Source organism: Metapseudomonas cellulosilytica, assembly GCF_049334135.1.
Taxonomy (GTDB): Bacteria; Pseudomonadota; Gammaproteobacteria; order Pseudomonadales; family Pseudomonadaceae; genus Metapseudomonas.
In genome coordinates this window covers 338,871-353,598 of sequence record NZ_JBHZGN010000002.1, presented here as the reverse complement: position 1 = coordinate 353,598, position 14,728 = coordinate 338,871, and the positions used below count along the sequence as shown (strand labels likewise).

The window sequence follows — 14,728 nt, the reverse complement described above, 5'->3', positions numbered from 1 at the left end:
TGATTCAGGCGAGCAGGGCCAGGGTGTCGAAGGCGATCTGGCGTTCTTCGTTGGTCGGCACCACCAGCACGCGCGGATGGCCGCGCTTGTGGATGGGGCCGGCGACGCCACGCACGCAACGGGCGTTGGCTTCGCGGTCGATGGCCAGGTTGAGCAGCTTCAGGTGATCCACCGTGCGGCTGCGCACAAGGGGCGAATTCTCGCCTATCTCGCCGGTGAAGATCAGCCCGTCCAGTTGCGGCAGGGCGCAGCCCACGGCTGCCAGGGTCTTGGCCAGGCGATAGCAGAAGACTTCGATCGCCAGGGTGGCGCCGGCGTGACCCTGGTCGCGGGCCTTCTCCAGGCTGCGCATGTCGCTGGCCAGCGCGGAAAGACCGAGCAGCCCGCTTTCCTGGCGCAGCACCTGGTCGATCTTCTCCAGGCTCCAGCCGAGGCTGCGGTGCAGCTGGGTGTAGAGGTGCGGATCGATGTCGCCGCTGCGCGTGGCCATCACCAGGTTCATGCTGGCGTCGCGGCTCTGGCCGTTGACGATGGCGCAGGCGGAGCTGTGCTCGCCCAGGTGGGCGGAAAGCCAACAGCTGTCGCCAATGGAGAGCCCCGCCAGTTCGGCGGCGCGGTGGCTGACGTAGCGGTGGCTGTTGCCGTGGAAGGCGTAGCGGCGCAGGCCGTGATCGCGGTAGACGGCGTCCGGCAGGGCCAGGCGGTAGACGTGCTCGGGCATGCTCTGGTGGAACGCCGTGTCGAACACCGCCACATGGGGCAGGCTCGGCAACAGGTGCATGGCGGCTTCGACGCCCGCCAGGCTCGCCGGCATCTGCTGCGGCGCCAGCGGGGCGAGGGCCTGGAGGCGGCGGATCAGTTGGGCGTCGATGCGGCGGGCGGAATTGAACAGTTCGCCGCCATGCAGGACGTGGTGGCCGACGCCGTGGAGCTTGCCGCCAGCGGCGCCCTGGACGATGGGCATCAACTGGGACAGCGCGGCGCGATGGTCCGCGTTGGGGATCATCAGGCTGTCCTTGTCGCCGCCGCGCTGCCAGCGCAGTTCGGCGTCGCGGCTGCCGAGCCCTTCGGCCAGGCCGTGGAGGATGAACTGGCTGTGGGCTTCGTTGACCAGGGCGAAGCGCAGGGAAGTCTTGCGGGCGTGGATCACCAGGATGTTGCGTGCGGGCATCAGGTTTCCTCGGTGGATTCGGGGGCCAGGCCCTGGGCGCACCAGCCGCAGGGGAACAGGTGGCCCAACTGGGCGGCGCGCCGTTCGGGGTCGAGTACCCAGGCGCGGGATTGCCAGGGCGGCTGGTGCCGCAGATGCTGAGTATGGCCGCAGGAAAGCACCGCCACCCAGTGACCGTCTTCATCTTGTCTGTAGCCGACCAGCCGCGGCCGCCCGTCCGCGTTCGGGTCGCAATCGACTGGCCGCGCGGTTAAACTTGCTCGTTCATCATTCATTCGCAGAAGGTCTCGCACCATGCTGATCGCCGCCAACAAGGCCGTGTCCATCGACTATACCCTTACCAACGACGCCGGTGAGGTGATCGACAGTTCCGCCGGCGGCGCCCCGCTGGTGTACCTGCACGGCGCCGGCAACATCATCATCGGCCTGGAGCGTGCCCTGGAAGGCAAGCAAGCCGGCGACGAGCTGAACGTTGCCATCGAGCCGGAAGACGCCTATGGCGAGTACAGCGCCGAGCTGGTCGCCACCCTGGACCGCGCCATGTTCGAAGGCGTGGATCAGCTGGAAGTCGGCATGCAGTTCCACGCCTCCGGCCCGGACGGCAGCATGCAGATCGTCACCATCCGCGATATCGACGGCGACGACGTCACCGTTGACGGCAACCACCCGCTGGCCGGCCAGCGCCTGAACTTCAAGGTCAAGGTGGTCAAGGTGCGTGACGCCAGCGACGAAGAGATCGCCCACGGCCACATCCACGGCGAAGGCGGTCACCACCACTGACGGCCGTCCGCGACTGCCGACCCGGCAAACCGCGACCCGGCTGCTAAGCTGAAAGAACCGAAAAAGGCGCCCCGGGGCGCCTTTTTTGTCTGCTGTGAAATCCCTGAGATTTTCGAGGAGTCAGTCATGAGTGTGTTTCACGACCTCAAACTGCGTGCGCTCAACGGTCAGGATCTGCCGTTGGCGCCCTACAAGGGCCAGGTGGTTCTGGTGGTGAATGTCGCCTCCAAGTGCGGCCTGACCCCCCAGTACGCCGGGCTGGAAAAGCTCTACCAGCAATACCGTGACAAAGGCTTCACCGTGCTGGGCTTGCCCTGCAACCAGTTCGCCGCCCAGGAGCCGGGAAGCGAGGAGGAGATCCGCGAGTTCTGCAGCCTGAACTACGGCGTGACCTTCCCCCTGGGCAGCAAGATCGAGGTCAACGGCTCGGCACGCCATCCGCTGTACCGCCTGCTGGCGGGCGAGGGGGCCGAGTTCCCCGGCGACATCACCTGGAACTTCGAGAAGTTCCTCGTCGGTAAGGACGGCCGCGTGCTGGCGCGCTTCTCGCCGCGCACGGCGCCGGAAGACCCCGCGTTGATCCAGGCCGTCGAGAAGGCCCTGGCCTGATTCACCCCCACTCATGACCGGGGCGGAAGGAACCGCCCCGCCTCCCCCCCACGCATTCGCACGCCATCCCTCCGGCCTGTGGCCACCAATCACGCAGATCAATAGTGCTGGGCAGGGCGAGACGACCGGTCATATGCTCGCCGCCATGACCAGTATCCGACTCGACAAACGCGACCTCATCCTCGCCAAGGGCTCCCAGGTGATGACCCGCCGTGGCTACCACGGTACCGGCGTGCAGGAGATCGTCCAGGCCGCGGGCATTCCCAAGGGCTCCTTCTATCACTACTTCGCCAGCAAGGAAGATTTCGCCCTGCAGGCGCTGGAGCACCTCTACCAGCCGCGCCTGGAGCGTTATGCCCAGGCCCTGGCCAATCCGGCGCTGAGCCCGTGCCAGCGCATACTCGCGTACTACCGCGACCTGCTGGCGCACTTCTCCAGCCGCGAAAAGCCCGAGTACCACTGTTTCATCGGCAGCCTCGGCTACGAGATGGCCGAGCTGTCGCCCGCCATCGGCGCGCAGGTGGAAGGCATCCTGCAGGGCTCGGTGGACATCCTCCAGGCTTGCCTGGAAGAGGCCGTGGCCGCTGGCGAACTGCCCGCCGATGAAGACTGCGCCAACCTCGCAGCCTTTATCGCCAACGCCTGGCAGGGTGTGCTCACGCGCCTGAAAGTGGGCGGCGGCACCACGCCCATGAACGCATTCGTCGACCGCCTGGAGTTGCTGCTCCGGGCCTGACTTTCCATGCCTTGAAACCGAGACGACCGGTCATCTGGCCGGCCACAGGAGAACCCATGTCCGCTCCCGTACAAGCCCTCTTCGAACCCTTCCGCCTCGGCGGCCTGGAACTGCCGACCCGTGTGGTGATGGCGCCCATGACCCGTTCCTTCTCCCCGGGCGGCGTGCCCAACGCCAAGGTGGTGGAGTACTACCGCCGCCGCGCCGCCGCCGGTGTCGGCCTGATCATCACCGAGGGCACCACCATCGGTCACAAGGCTTCCAACGGCTATCCCCACGTGCCGCGCTTCTTCGGCGAGGACGCCCTGGCTGGCTGGAAAGAAGTGGTGGACGCCGTGCACGCAGAGGGTGGCCGCATCGTTCCGCAACTCTGGCACGTGGGCAACGTGCGCCGCCTGGGCACCGAGCCTGACGCCGGCGTGCCCGGCTACGGCCCGATGGAGAAAGTGAAGGACGGCCAGGTGGTGATCCACGGCATGACCAAGGGCGACATCCAGGAAGTGGTCGCCGCCTACGCCCAGGCCGCCCGCGACGCCAAGGCCATCGGCATGGACGGCGTGGAAATCCACGGCGCCCACGGCTATCTGATCGACCAGTTCTTCTGGGAAGGCAGCAACCAGCGCAGCGACGAATACGGCGGCAGCCTGGCCAACCGCTCGCGCTTCGCCATCGAAGTGATCCAGGCCATCCGCGCCGCCGTCGGCCCGGACTTCCCGGTGATCTTCCGCTTCTCCCAGTGGAAGCAGCAGGACTACACCGCCCGTCTGGTGACCAGCTCCGAAGCCCTGGGGGATTTCCTCAAGCCGCTGTCCGATGCCGGTGTGGATATCTTCCACTGCTCCACCCGCCGTTTCTGGGAGCCGGAATTCGAAGGCTCCGACCTCAACCTGGCCGGCTGGACCCGCCAGCTCACCGGCAAGCCCACCATCACCGTCGGCAGCGTCGGCCTGGATGGCGAGTTCCTGCAGTTCATGGTCAAGACCGACAAGGTTGCCCAGCCGGCCAATATCGAAGGCCTGCTGGAGCGCCTGAACAAGGAAGAATTCGACCTGGTCGCCGTGGGCCGTGCCCTGCTGGTGGACCCCGACTGGGCGGTGAAGGTGCGTGAGGGCCGGATGCAGGACATCCTGCCGTTCAGCCGGGATGCGTTGGTGAGCCTGGTGTAAGACCTGAAGAAGCCCCGCCTTGGCGGGGCTTCTGCTTTGGAGCTTGCGTCTGGCTCGCTGTATCAATCCGGCACGGACTGCTCCCTCTCGCTCTGGGGCGAACAGGCGCGTTTTTGGAAGCACTGCTTCCTGTGCCTGTGAGCGCCAGAACGCGAAGCGTTCTGGCCGGGGCGCAGAGCGGGGCTGGGGTGAGAAGCATCCACCGCTCCGACTCCTGCCAAACCCGCAGTCAGTTGGGCTGACAGCACCGCCCCCTGGGGCCGGGCTCGCTCCGCTTGGTCTTTACGGCGCCGGCCGTGGCCTTCACCTAAACGCGGGGAGGCAGGCTGCCGCCGACGGGCGCTTCCAACTCCGGCCGACGGGCATGCAGCAGGTATTGTTCGAACTGCTGGACGATGGCTTCCCAGCCCTGGCGACCGGCGTGCATCCGCGCATTGAGGCGCACGCGACGCAGGCTTTCCGGGTCTTCGAGCAGCCAGCTGGCCGCGTCGATGAAGCTGGATGGCTGATCGGGCATGGCCAGGGCACCGTTATGGCCGTGGCGGATGTGCTGGGCCGCCGCGGCCTGGTCGAAGGCGACCACCGCCAGGCCCGAGGCCAGCGCTTCGAGCACCACATTGCCGAAGGTTTCCGAGAGGCTGGGGAAGAGGAACAGGTCTCCTGAGGCATAGTGACGGGCCAGTTCCTCGCCGCGCTGCACGCCACAGAAGATGGCGTCCGGCAGGGCGCGCTGGAGCGGGGTTCGCTGCGGGCCGTCACCCACTATCACCAGCTTCAGCCGCAGCTGTGGATAACGTTGCTGCAGGCGCAGGAAGGTGTCGCCGAGCAGGCCCAGATTCTTCTCCGCCGCCAGGCGGCCGACGTGGAGCACCGCGATGTCCCGCTCCCCCAGGCCCCATTGCGCGCGTAGTTCAGGGCTGCGGCGGACCGGATTGAACAACTGGCCGTCGACACCGCGGGACAACAGCTGCAGGCGTTCGAAGCCGCGCCGGGTGAGGTCCTGCAATTGGCTGACGCTGGGTACCAGGGTCAGACGCGTGGCGTTGTGGAACCAGCGCAGGTAGTTGGTCAGCAGGCGGGTCATCAGGCCTGCGCCGTAATGCCCGGTGTATTGCTGGAAGTTGGTGTGGAAGCCGCTTACTACCGGAATGCCCAGGCGCCGCGCGGCGCGCAGGGCGGAGAAACCCAGCGGGCCCTCGGTGGCGATGTAGAGCACATCCGGTTTGCGCTGGCGCCAGCGGCGCAGCAGCTTGTGCAGGCAGGACTGGCCCCATTGCAGGCCCGGGTAGCCCGGCAGGGGCCAGCCACGGATCAGCAGCAGGTCGTCGTCGCTTCTGCGGCCGTTGTCACAGGACTGGCGCGGGCGCACCAGCTGCAGCCGGTGGCCGGAGGCGCGCAGGCCATCGCAAAGGCGGCCAAGGGTATTCGCCACGCCGTTGACTTCGGGCAGGAAGGTTTCGCTGATCAGCGAGATGTACAGGGGGGCTGTGGTCATGGAGCCAATATCGGTGCCGGCGATGATGCCCGTATGACAACCCTGTGACCGATGAATGACGCCATCGCCGCGCGGGCGGGGCAGGGCGAGGAGAGGCTCGCCGGGATGCCCGCGCCTGGGTACGGCCGTCGCGCAGCCGGGGGATTGGCCCGGACTCTCCTAGAATTGATAGCGCATGTCCCTCATGCCGAGAGGGCTGCGTAATCCTTTGCTCAATGCATGGGGCAGCGGATGGTCTGGCAGTTACCACATCCCCCGACCTGATGGGCAACGCATCCGCACCGGACGCTCACCGGTTGCGGATCGATCTAGCCATGGGACTTCCCCGGTCCGGGGCTAGGCGCCTCGCCTCTACGGCCATGTAGAGGCTTCCTCTGAATCTCCCGGAGGTTCGAGATGAACAACGTGCTCCTCATAAGCGGATTCGCGGCCTGCCTGCCGCTGATGGCCTTTGCCGACGCCAGGATGGAGGCTGAACTGAACGGCCTCGATATCGACCTGGCGCTAAGCGCACCCCTGATCCATACAGTCGATTCTTCTGCCATCAGCCGGGGCGCCAGTCAGGTACTCAAACTCACCAACCGCGGTGCGCAAGCTGCCCTGTGCCGGGTCGAACCGGGCGTGGCCGACGCCATGCGCCCGGCGGGCAAGCGACTGCTGCTCGAGCCGGGCACCAGTGCGCTGGTGATCGTCGACAGCCGGCCAATAGGCCGCAGCACGGATGCCAGGCTTTCCTGCACGCCCGAACGCAGCTCATAGCCGATCCCGGCTTTCGCCCCTCGGCAGGGTTCCACGGGGTACCGTGGGAGCCCTGCCGGGGGGCGAGTCAATCGAGCCTACCGGCGTTACTTCACCAGTGCCTTGTCGCCGCCTTCGCGCACCCAGAACAGGGTGGCGCCGGCCACGGCGGCGGGCATCATCAGGATGTTGACGAAGGGGATCAGCAGCGCGAGGTAGGTGGCGCCACCGAAACCCAGGCTCTGCCAGCGCTTCTCGCGCAGCCAGGCGAGCATCTCGTTCCAGCCCAGCTTGTGGTTGTCCGCCGGGTAGTCGATGTACTGCACCGCCATCATCCAGATGCCGAAGACGATCCACAGCGGCGTAGCCAGCAGGTTGACACCGGGGATGAAGGAGAGAATGAGCAGCGCCCCGGCGCGTGGCAGGAAGTAGGCCAGCTTGCGCAGTTCGCGGCCCACCGTGCGCGGGATCATGGCCATCAGCTCGGCCCAGCTGAAGGTCGGGAAGTCGTCCTGGCCGCGTACCACCACTTCCACCTTTTCGGCGAGGAAACCGTTGAAGGGTGCGGCGATGATATTGGCCAGCATGGTGAAGCTGAAGAACACCAGCACCACCACCAGCAGCACGAACAGCGGCCAGATCAGGTACTGCAGGAAGCTCAGCCAGTCGGGGAGACTGGGCATGAAGGCGTCGACCCAACCGCTGAATTCCTGGACCGCGAAGCCGATCAGGGCGGTGAACAGTAGCAGGTTGACGGTCAGCGGCAGCAGGACGAACAGGCGCAGGCCGGGACTCAAGACCAGTTTCAGTCCTTCGCCGAGGTATTGCGGCCCGGATAGTGCGGGTGCAGGCATCGTGGGTCCCCCAAGGTTGCAAACGCGCCGACCTTACCGGCTTTGCCGGCATCGAGGATAGTTCGGAAACGGCCAGGAACAATTTCGCCTTGGGCCAATAGGCGCTTCCTATGGGTGGGATTGAGAGGGGGTATTTCCGCTATCGAGGGGCGGTCGGTAACCTTGCGACCATTCCTGGCCAGCTGGAAATGGCCAGACCCGGTTCAACGGAGCCCCTGCACCCAAGCCTTCCCCAAGTGCCGCAGCGGCTCCTTTTTATTGCCCTCGGGGCAGGAGTCAGCCATGTCCGAAGCACGTCATTCGCGGGTCATCATCCTCGGTTCCGGTCCCGCCGGTTACTCCGCGGCTGTCTACGCCGCCCGCGCCAACCTCAAGCCGCTGCTGATCACCGGCATGCAGGCGGGCGGCCAGCTGACCACCACCACCGAAGTCGACAACTGGCCCGGCGACCCCCACGGCCTCACCGGCCCGGCGCTGATGCAGCGTATGCAGGAGCATGCCGAACGCTTCGAGACCGAAATCGTCTTCGACCACATCAACGCCGTCGACCTGGCCGGCAAGCCTTTCACCCTGGTGGGCGACAGCGGCAGCTACACCTGCGATGCACTGATCATCGCCACCGGCGCCAGCGCCCGTTACCTGGGCCTGCCCTCGGAGCAGGCGTTCATGGGCAAGGGCGTGTCCGCCTGCGCCACCTGCGATGGCTTCTTCTACCGCAACCGCGAAGTGGCGGTGGTTGGCGGCGGCAACACCGCCGTGGAAGAGGCGCTGTACCTGGCCAACATCGCTAGCAAAGTGACCCTGGTGCATCGCCGCGAGACTTTCCGCGCCGAGAAGATCCTTCAGGACAAGCTGAAGGCGCGGGTTGCCGAGGGCAAGATCGAGCTCAAGCTGAACGCCGAAGTGGACGAAGTGCTGGGCGACGCCATGGGCGTCACCGGCGTGCGCCTGAAGCGCAACGATGGCGGCAGCGACGGGCTGAAGGTGGATGGCCTTTTCGTCGCCATCGGCCACACCCCGAACACCTCGCTGTTCGAAGGCCAGTTGGCGCTCAAGGATGGTTACCTGGTGGTAAACGGCGGCCGTGATGGCAACGCCACCGCCACCAACATCCCCGGTGTGTTCGCCGCCGGCGACGTGGCCGACCATGTCTACCGCCAGGCCATCACCTCGGCTGGCGCCGGTTGCATGGCGGCGCTGGATGTCGAGCGTTACCTCGACGCGCAGTGATCCCGGCATGAAGAAAAAGCCCCGCGTTCGCGGGGCTTTTTCTTTGGCAGCCGCCTTGGGTTGGCGTCAGGCCTTGCGCTTGAGCGACTGGCGCTCGAAGCGCACACCTGCCAGCCCGGTGGCCATCAGGGCGCGGATATTGCCGTGGTCGCTGCCCTCGGGGGTGGCCAGCACGGCGCGGTAGTGCTCGCCGAAGGCCAGCAGGGTCTCTTCCAGGCTGAAGCCTTCCAGCAGGGCCAGGCCGAGGGTCTTGCAGGAGCCTTCGTTCTGCCCGGCGGCGTTTTCCACAGCGCCGTTGCTGAAGGCGCTCTGCTGGTAGTCGTAGCCCGCGGCGATGAACGCCAGGGTGTCGGCGAAGAGGTACTGGTCGCTGTGCAGGCGGGCGCGGAAGTCGTTCAGGTCGCTCATTCTTTGTTCGCTTTGTTGAAGGCCGCTTGTTGTTCGGCGCTGGCTTCTTTCTGGTACTTGGCTTTCCAGTCGGCGTAGGGCATGCCGTAGATCTCTTCGCGCGCCTGGTCCGGGGTGACGTCCAGGCCGAGATCGTCGGCGGCGGCCTTGTACCACTTGGACAGGCAGTTGCGGCAGAAGCCGGCGAGGTTCATCAGGTCGATGTTCTGCACATCGGGGCGGCTACGCAGGTGTTGCACCAGACTGCGGAAGGCTGCAGCTTCGAGTTCGAGGCGTTCTTGCTCGGTCATGGCAGGATTCTCCTGGGGCTTGCGGGAGGAATTGGGCGGGATGATAAGAGCCCTCCTTGGCCTCGGCAATCGGGTCGGAGCCGCCTCAGCGATGGGCGGCCAGGGTTATCGAAACCGATTCGGCAAAACGCAGCGCGTGGGGCTTGTCCACTTCCACTTCGGCATAGCGCACGCTGGGGTTGGCCATCACCAGGTCGAGGATTTCCTGGGTCAGGCGTTCCAGCAGGGCGAAACGGTTCTCTTCGACGTGGCGGATGATGGCCTTGGTGATGGTGCGGTAGTTCAGCGCATGGTCGATGTCGTTGTCCCGTACCGCTTCCTCGGCCGGGTAGAGGATGGTGAGGTTGATCAGCACATCCTGCTTGTTGAGGATTTCCTCTTCCTTGATTCCGATGAAGGTGCGCAGGCGCAGGTCCTTGACGCGGATTCGCGCCATTCCAGGCTCCAGTCTCGGCATTCTCTAGTTGCTCCGCTTGATCAATTTCAGGAATTCGTGGCGGGTGTTCTGGGATTCCCGGAAGGCTCCGAGCATCACCGAGGTGCTCATCACCGAGTTCTGCTTCTCCACGCCGCGCATCATCATGCACATGTGCTGGGCCTCGATCACCACCGCCACACCGGCGGCGCCGGTAACTTCCTGCACCGCCTCGGCGATCTGCCGGGTGAGGTTCTCCTGGATCTGCAGCCGCCGTGCGTACATGTCGACGATGCGGGCGATCTTCGACAGCCCCAGCACCTTGCCGGTGGGAATGTACGCTACATGGGCCTTGCCGATGAAGGGCAGCAAGTGGTGTTCGCAGAGGGAATAGAGCTCGACGTCCTTGACCGTCACCATCTCGTCGTTGTCCGAGGCGAAGAGGGCGCCGTTGACGACTTCCTCCAGGCTCTGCTGGTAGCCATGGCAGAGGAAGCGCATGGCCTTGGCGGCACGCCCGGGGGTGTCGCGAAGGCCTTCGCGGTCCGGGTCTTCCCCCACACCCAGCAGGATCTCCCGGTAGTTGCGGGTCAGTTCGTCGTTCATGGTTGCAGTCCTCCCGGCCGCTTCACCGCAAGTGGCGGCCGCCGTTGAGGGTGAGCGTCGTTCCGGTGACGTAGGGGTTGTCCAGCAGGTAGCGCACGCTTTGGTAGACCACCTGCGGACCGGGTTCTATCCCCAGCGCCGACTTGGCCAGGGTCTTGCGTCGGTAGTCAGCATCGTCGTCGGCGTTGAACATCACCAGCGCCGGTGCGATGCCGTTGACCTTGATGTGCGGGGCGAAGCGCGCGGCGAAGGACAGTGTCAGGTTGTCCAGCCCGGCCTTGCTGGCGCAGTAGGCGATGCGTTTCTCGCTGCCCTTGCGCGCGACGTCGTCGCTCAGGTGGATGATGTCCGCCGGGCTGCTGTGGCGCAGCAGTTCCTCGCAGTGCAGGTTGATCAGGTAGGGCGCCAGCATGTGCACGCTGAACAGGCGCTGGAAGGCCTCCGCCTCCTGACCGGGCGCTTCGGTCAGCCAGTCCGAGGCGTTATGGATGATGGCGCGCAGGCTGTCGGTGCTGCCTTTGAGTTCGGCGATGAAGGCGAGGATACCGGCTTCGCTGGAGAAGTCCGCCTGCAGTGCCAGGGCTCCGCGCTCGCGCAGGTGCTGCACGCCTTCGCGCTCGGTGCGGTAGCTGATGATCACCGGCTGGCCCTCGCCCAGCAGGCGTTCGGCGCAGTAGAAACCGACGCGCTGGCTGGCGCCGGTGATCAGGATCGGGGCGGCGGGTCGGCTCATGGACGCCTCGGGAGCTGAGGGGTGGTGGCCGGCGGAGAGGGTGGTGCAGGCCGAATCTGCACCACGTTATACCAGGGGTGGGGGTTGCACAAATACGCGGGCGGCGACCCTCAGCGCGGCTGCACGGCGACCGGGTTGCGAGCCATGGCCGCGCGCCTGCCTTGCAGCCAGGGGGCAAGGAGCCGGGTGGACAGCGGGATGAACCAATAGGTCATCAGCGGCGTCAGCACCAGGGTGCTGAGGAAGATCCGCAGGGCCAGCGGCAGTTCGCCCAGCCAGCCACCGAAGAGCAGGTTGAACGCCAGGGATACCGGGAAGAACGCCAGCCAGATGGCCACGCTCTGCTTCCAGCGCGGAGGCCGCTGCTCGGCCTTGCCGAACCAGGCGTCCAGGCCGAGGGCGCGGTGCTCGTGCGGCTGCTCGAACAGCCCGGTACCGCGCTCGAGCCAGGCACGGCGCGAGGCGGAATGCTCCCAGGCGGCCATGGTCGGTTCGTCGGCGAAGCGGAAGACCATCTGGAATTCATCGTCATTCGGCGGCGGCGCCAGCACACCGGAGCCGAGATAGCCGGGAAAGTCGGCGGCCAGTTGCTCGCCTTCGCGCAGCCAGGCCATGAAGTCGTGGTAGCGCTCGCGGGCGACGCGGCGGGCCACCATCAGGGTGACGGGATCGGCAGACATTGTGTATCTCCTTGCGGCCAGGCGACCACCCGGGTAGGGCGGGACGCATCTCGCAGCGCCGGGGTGGTGGGCTGCGGAGAAAAAGAGGCAAGGATTATTCCGGTTTTTCGGCAAAGCGCCAGCGCGAAGGATGACCGGCAAGTCGTGCCCCAGGCGGCGCGGGTCCCGGCTGATTGGAATCGTCGCAACAAGGTTTAAACTTCCTGAATCCATCCCCTGACGACAGCCTGCCATGACCGAATCCGGTGCATCCCTCGCCTCGGGCGCCCAGAAACAGGAAGAGCTCTTCCCGATCCGCGAGGTCGCGCGCCTGACGGGCGTCAATCCGGTCACCCTGCGAGCCTGGGAACGGCGTTACGGGCTGATCCAGCCGACCCGCACCGAAAGCGGCCACCGCCTCTATTCCCTGGCCGATGTCGAGTCGGTGCGCAGCATCCTGGCCTGGATCGAGCGCGGCGTGTCGGTGAGCAAGGTGGGCAAACTGCTGGCCCGCAGCCAGGCGGCCAGGATACTGGCGGCGCCGGCCTACCACGAGCGTGCGGCGGGGGAGTGGAGCGAGTGGCGGGGGCAGGTGCGTGCCGCCGTCGCCGCCCTGGATGAGAGCGGACTGGAGCGGGTCTACGGTCAGGTGTTCTCGACCTATCCGCTGCACGTGGTGTTCGCCGACGTACTGATGCCGGTCTGGCAGGAGTTGCTGCTGCGCCAGGACGAGTACGGCCGCGGCAGCGAATGGGTGTTCTTCGACAGCTTCCTTCGTGCCCGTGTCCTGCAGCGCCTGCAACTGGCCCGCTGTGGCCAGCAGGCGCGGGTGATCCTGGCGCCGTTGCCGGGGCAGGGCCGCGAACTGGAACTGCTGGTGGCCGGCCTGCTGCTGAGCAGCAGCGACGTGGCGGTCAGCGTGTTGGGCCTGGGCCAGCCGCTGGCGGAGCTGGCGATGGTCTGCGGCAAGCTGCAGCCCCAGGCGCTGGTGCTCTTCTCCAACCACCCGCCGGCCGACGACCTTGGCCACCAGCTCAACCGCCTGGCCCTCGGCCTGGACTGTCCCCTGGCCCTGGCCGGCGAAACCGCCGACCTGATGGGCGAAGACCTGGATGGCACCCCGGTGGCCTGCCTGGGCGGCGAGGGACGGCTCATGCAGCGGCGCCTGCGGCAATTCCTCGCCGGGCATCTGGATACCTGAGCTGTCGCACGGTGGCAGAACCATCACGGGTGTGAAGAATATGCCGCATGGCCTGATCCGTAGGGTGAAAATCCACGTGTTGGATTTCCACCGCAATGGTGGATTGAAGAGCGCTATCCACCCTACGAATCAGCTTCTGAGCGCCGCCAGCTCGGCCTTCAACGCGGCCAGTTCGGCTTCCAGCTCGCGCACCCGCTGGCGGGCTTCCACCTGCTCGGTGACGTCCTTCTGGATGCCGATGAAGTAGGTGAGCTGGTCGGACTCGTTGAACACCGGGGTGATCGACAACTCGTTCCAGAAGGCGCTGCCGTCCTTGCGGTAATTGCGCAGGATCTGCCGGCAGGGCACGCGGCTGCGCAGGGCCTGGCGAATCGCGGCAAGGCCCAGCTGGTTGCGGTCCTGGCCCTGGAGGAAGCGGCAATCCTGATAGAGGATTTCATCGCGGGAGTAGCCGGTGAGGCGCTCGAAGGCGGCATTGGCATAGATCAGGATGTTGTCCTCACCCTCCTGCTCGGCGACCACTATGCCGTCGTTGGACGCGTCTATCACCAGTTGCAGCAGCTTGACGTTGATCATGTTGCGGCTCTTCTGACCTGACCGGAAGCAGTCTAAGGCATCATGCCGACCTTTCCAGTTGCGGCATAATGCGCGGCCTTACGCCCCAGACTCGGAGTACCCATGAAAGTCGCCATCCTGTCAGGCTCGGTCTATGGCACCGCCGAAGAAGTTGCCCGTCACGCGGAGAAGCTGCTCAAGGCCGCCGGCCTGGACGCCCACTACCTGCAGCGGGTGAGCCTGGATGAACTGATCGCCTTCGACCCGGAGGCCTTGCTGACCGTCACTGCGACCACCGGCATGGGCGAACTGCCTGACAACCTGCTTCCGCTCTATCACGAATTGCGCGATCGCCTGCCCAACTGGCGTGGCCGTCCCGGCGCCGTGCTGGCCCTGGGGGACTCCAGCTACGACCAGTTCTGTGGTGGCGGCGAACTGATGCGCGAGCTCCATGCCGAACTCGGCCTGCGCGAAGTGGTGGAGATGCAGCGCCTGGACGCCAGCGAAACCGTCACCCCGGAGCTGGACGCCGAGCCCTGGCTGAATGCCTTTATCGCGGCGCTGAAAGCCTGATGCATCCGCGTGCCGAGTCCCTGATCCGCGAACTGCAGCTGGAGCCGCACCCGGAAGGCGGCTTCTATCGGCGGGTGTTCGAGTCGGCCACCCGCCTGCCGGGTGGCCGCGCCGCGACGTCGGCGATCCTCTACCTGCTCCCGGAAGGTGCGGTGAGCCGCTGGCACCGGGTGGATGCGGACGAGGTCTGGCACTTCTATGAAGGCGAGCCGCTAGAGTTGCTGATTGCCGAATCCCCCATTGAGGTCCGCCGCGAAATCCTCGGCCCGGTGGCCAAAGGCAGCCTGCCCCAGCGCGCCGTGCCTGCCCACGCCTGGCAGGCCGCCCGTGCCCTGGGCGCCTACACCCTGGTGGGCTGTACCGTCGCGCCGGGCTTCGAGTTCGCCGGCTTCCGCCTGCTGGCCGATGACCCACAGGCGCAGAAGGATTGGCCGCTGCTGGGGCCCGCGCTGCTCTGATGCTGCTTTTCCCTTGTAGGGGCGAATTCATTCGCCAAGGGCAGCGCAGCT

The 14,728-nt window shown here is 66.1% G+C and carries 20 protein-coding genes; 9 read left to right on the top strand and 11 right to left on the bottom strand.

What is annotated here, in order from left to right; all coding sequences use genetic code 11:
- Nucleotides 1-4: 4 nt before the first annotated feature.
- Complete coding sequence (locus ACFW0H_RS03790; protein WP_422912562.1) at nt 5-1,171, bottom strand: acetate/propionate family kinase; 1,167 nt, start codon at nt 1,169-1,171, stop codon at nt 5-7.
- A complete protein-coding gene (locus ACFW0H_RS03785; protein ID WP_422912561.1) occupies nt 1,171-1,497 on the bottom strand; it encodes a DUF3565 domain-containing protein in 327 nt (108 codons plus the stop codon). Before ACFW0H_RS03785 ends, ACFW0H_RS03790 begins: the two co-directional genes overlap by 1 nt.
- Between ACFW0H_RS03785 and ACFW0H_RS03780 the strand changes: the two genes are divergently transcribed.
- From ACFW0H_RS03780 to ACFW0H_RS03765, 4 genes are all read left to right on the top strand, one after another.
- Complete coding sequence (locus ACFW0H_RS03780) at nt 1,466-1,951, top strand: FKBP-type peptidyl-prolyl cis-trans isomerase (RefSeq protein ID WP_422912560.1); 486 nt, start codon at nt 1,466-1,468, stop codon at nt 1,949-1,951. The two genes, ACFW0H_RS03785 and ACFW0H_RS03780, sit on opposite strands and share 32 nt — an antisense overlap.
- Nucleotides 1,952-2,077: 126 nt before the next feature.
- Nucleotides 2,078-2,560, top strand: coding sequence for a glutathione peroxidase (locus tag ACFW0H_RS03775; protein WP_422912559.1), 483 nt, complete (start codon nt 2,078-2,080; stop codon nt 2,558-2,560).
- 145 nt (nt 2,561-2,705) lie between these two features.
- Nucleotides 2,706-3,296 (top strand): TetR/AcrR family transcriptional regulator, encoded by a 591-nt coding sequence (locus tag ACFW0H_RS03770; protein ID WP_422912558.1) that lies wholly within the window; start codon nt 2,706-2,708, stop codon nt 3,294-3,296.
- Between the two features lie 56 nt (nt 3,297-3,352).
- Complete coding sequence (locus ACFW0H_RS03765) at nt 3,353-4,462, top strand: NADH:flavin oxidoreductase (RefSeq protein WP_422912557.1); 1,110 nt, start codon at nt 3,353-3,355, stop codon at nt 4,460-4,462.
- A gap of 307 nt (nt 4,463-4,769) precedes the next feature.
- On the opposite strand, the gene ACFW0H_RS03760 is transcribed toward ACFW0H_RS03765, so the two are convergent.
- Nucleotides 4,770-5,957, bottom strand: a complete 1,188-nt coding sequence (locus ACFW0H_RS03760; RefSeq protein ID WP_422912556.1) for a glycosyltransferase family 4 protein — start codon at nt 5,955-5,957, stop codon at nt 4,770-4,772.
- A gap of 396 nt (nt 5,958-6,353) precedes the next feature.
- Between ACFW0H_RS03760 and ACFW0H_RS03755 the strand changes: the two genes are divergently transcribed.
- The gene (locus tag ACFW0H_RS03755; RefSeq protein ID WP_422912555.1) at nt 6,354-6,716 is read left to right on the top strand and encodes a hypothetical protein; all 363 of its coding nucleotides are present in this window, start codon (nt 6,354-6,356) and stop codon (nt 6,714-6,716) included.
- Nucleotides 6,717-6,802: 86 nt separating this feature from the next.
- On the opposite strand, the gene cysZ is transcribed toward ACFW0H_RS03755, so the two are convergent.
- Nucleotides 6,803-7,549, bottom strand: a complete 747-nt coding sequence (gene cysZ / locus ACFW0H_RS03750) for a sulfate transporter CysZ (protein WP_422912554.1) — start codon at nt 7,547-7,549, stop codon at nt 6,803-6,805.
- A gap of 282 nt (nt 7,550-7,831) precedes the next feature.
- Here cysZ and trxB point away from each other — a divergent pair, with 282 nt between their 5' ends.
- Nucleotides 7,832-8,779 carry a thioredoxin-disulfide reductase gene (trxB, locus tag ACFW0H_RS03745; RefSeq protein ID WP_422912553.1) on the top strand — a complete coding sequence of 316 codons (948 nt, stop codon included), beginning with the start codon at nt 7,832-7,834 and terminating at the stop codon, nt 8,777-8,779.
- A 66-nt stretch (nt 8,780-8,845) separates the two neighbouring features.
- Here the strand turns inward: trxB and ACFW0H_RS03740 are convergent, their stop codons facing one another.
- From ACFW0H_RS03740 to ACFW0H_RS03715, 6 genes are all read right to left on the bottom strand, one after another.
- Nucleotides 8,846-9,187: a HopJ type III effector protein gene (locus ACFW0H_RS03740; protein ID WP_422912552.1), complete on the bottom strand. Its 342-nt coding sequence runs from the start codon at nt 9,185-9,187 to the stop codon at nt 8,846-8,848.
- Nucleotides 9,184-9,477 (bottom strand): DUF1244 domain-containing protein, encoded by a 294-nt coding sequence (locus tag ACFW0H_RS03735; RefSeq protein ID WP_044873575.1) that lies wholly within the window; start codon nt 9,475-9,477, stop codon nt 9,184-9,186. Before ACFW0H_RS03735 ends, ACFW0H_RS03740 begins: the two co-directional genes overlap by 4 nt.
- An 85-nt stretch (nt 9,478-9,562) precedes the next feature.
- Nucleotides 9,563-9,934 carry a dihydroneopterin triphosphate 2'-epimerase gene (folX, locus tag ACFW0H_RS03730; RefSeq protein WP_422912551.1) on the bottom strand — a complete coding sequence of 124 codons (372 nt, stop codon included), beginning with the start codon at nt 9,932-9,934 and terminating at the stop codon, nt 9,563-9,565.
- 3 nt (nt 9,935-9,937) lie between these two features.
- Nucleotides 9,938-10,498: a GTP cyclohydrolase I FolE gene (gene folE / locus ACFW0H_RS03725; RefSeq protein WP_422912550.1), complete on the bottom strand. Its 561-nt coding sequence runs from the start codon at nt 10,496-10,498 to the stop codon at nt 9,938-9,940.
- A gap of 22 nt (nt 10,499-10,520) precedes the next feature.
- Nucleotides 10,521-11,231: a dihydromonapterin reductase gene (gene folM, locus ACFW0H_RS03720; protein ID WP_422912549.1), complete on the bottom strand. Its 711-nt coding sequence runs from the start codon at nt 11,229-11,231 to the stop codon at nt 10,521-10,523.
- A 110-nt stretch (nt 11,232-11,341) separates the two neighbouring features.
- Nucleotides 11,342-11,911, bottom strand: coding sequence for an antibiotic biosynthesis monooxygenase (locus ACFW0H_RS03715; protein ID WP_422912548.1), 570 nt, complete (start codon nt 11,909-11,911; stop codon nt 11,342-11,344).
- A gap of 232 nt (nt 11,912-12,143) precedes the next feature.
- Between ACFW0H_RS03715 and ACFW0H_RS03710 the strand changes: the two genes are divergently transcribed.
- Nucleotides 12,144-13,091 carry a MerR family transcriptional regulator gene (locus ACFW0H_RS03710; RefSeq protein ID WP_422912547.1) on the top strand — a complete coding sequence of 316 codons (948 nt, stop codon included), beginning with the start codon at nt 12,144-12,146 and terminating at the stop codon, nt 13,089-13,091.
- A gap of 129 nt (nt 13,092-13,220) precedes the next feature.
- On the opposite strand, the gene ACFW0H_RS03705 is transcribed toward ACFW0H_RS03710, so the two are convergent.
- Complete coding sequence (locus ACFW0H_RS03705) at nt 13,221-13,667, bottom strand: PAS domain-containing protein (RefSeq protein WP_422912546.1); 447 nt, start codon at nt 13,665-13,667, stop codon at nt 13,221-13,223.
- A 102-nt stretch (nt 13,668-13,769) separates the two neighbouring features.
- On the opposite strand from ACFW0H_RS03705, the gene ACFW0H_RS03700 reads away from it, so the two are divergent.
- Together ACFW0H_RS03700 and ACFW0H_RS03695 are read left to right on the top strand one after the other, a co-directional pair.
- Entirely contained in the window at nt 13,770-14,219 is a 450-nt protein-coding gene (locus ACFW0H_RS03700) for a flavodoxin (protein ID WP_422912545.1), read from the top strand.
- Complete coding sequence (locus ACFW0H_RS03695) at nt 14,219-14,677, top strand: cupin domain-containing protein (protein ID WP_422912544.1); 459 nt, start codon at nt 14,219-14,221, stop codon at nt 14,675-14,677. The genes ACFW0H_RS03700 and ACFW0H_RS03695 overlap by 1 nt, the downstream gene beginning before the upstream one ends.
- Nucleotides 14,678-14,728 lie beyond the last annotated feature (51 nt).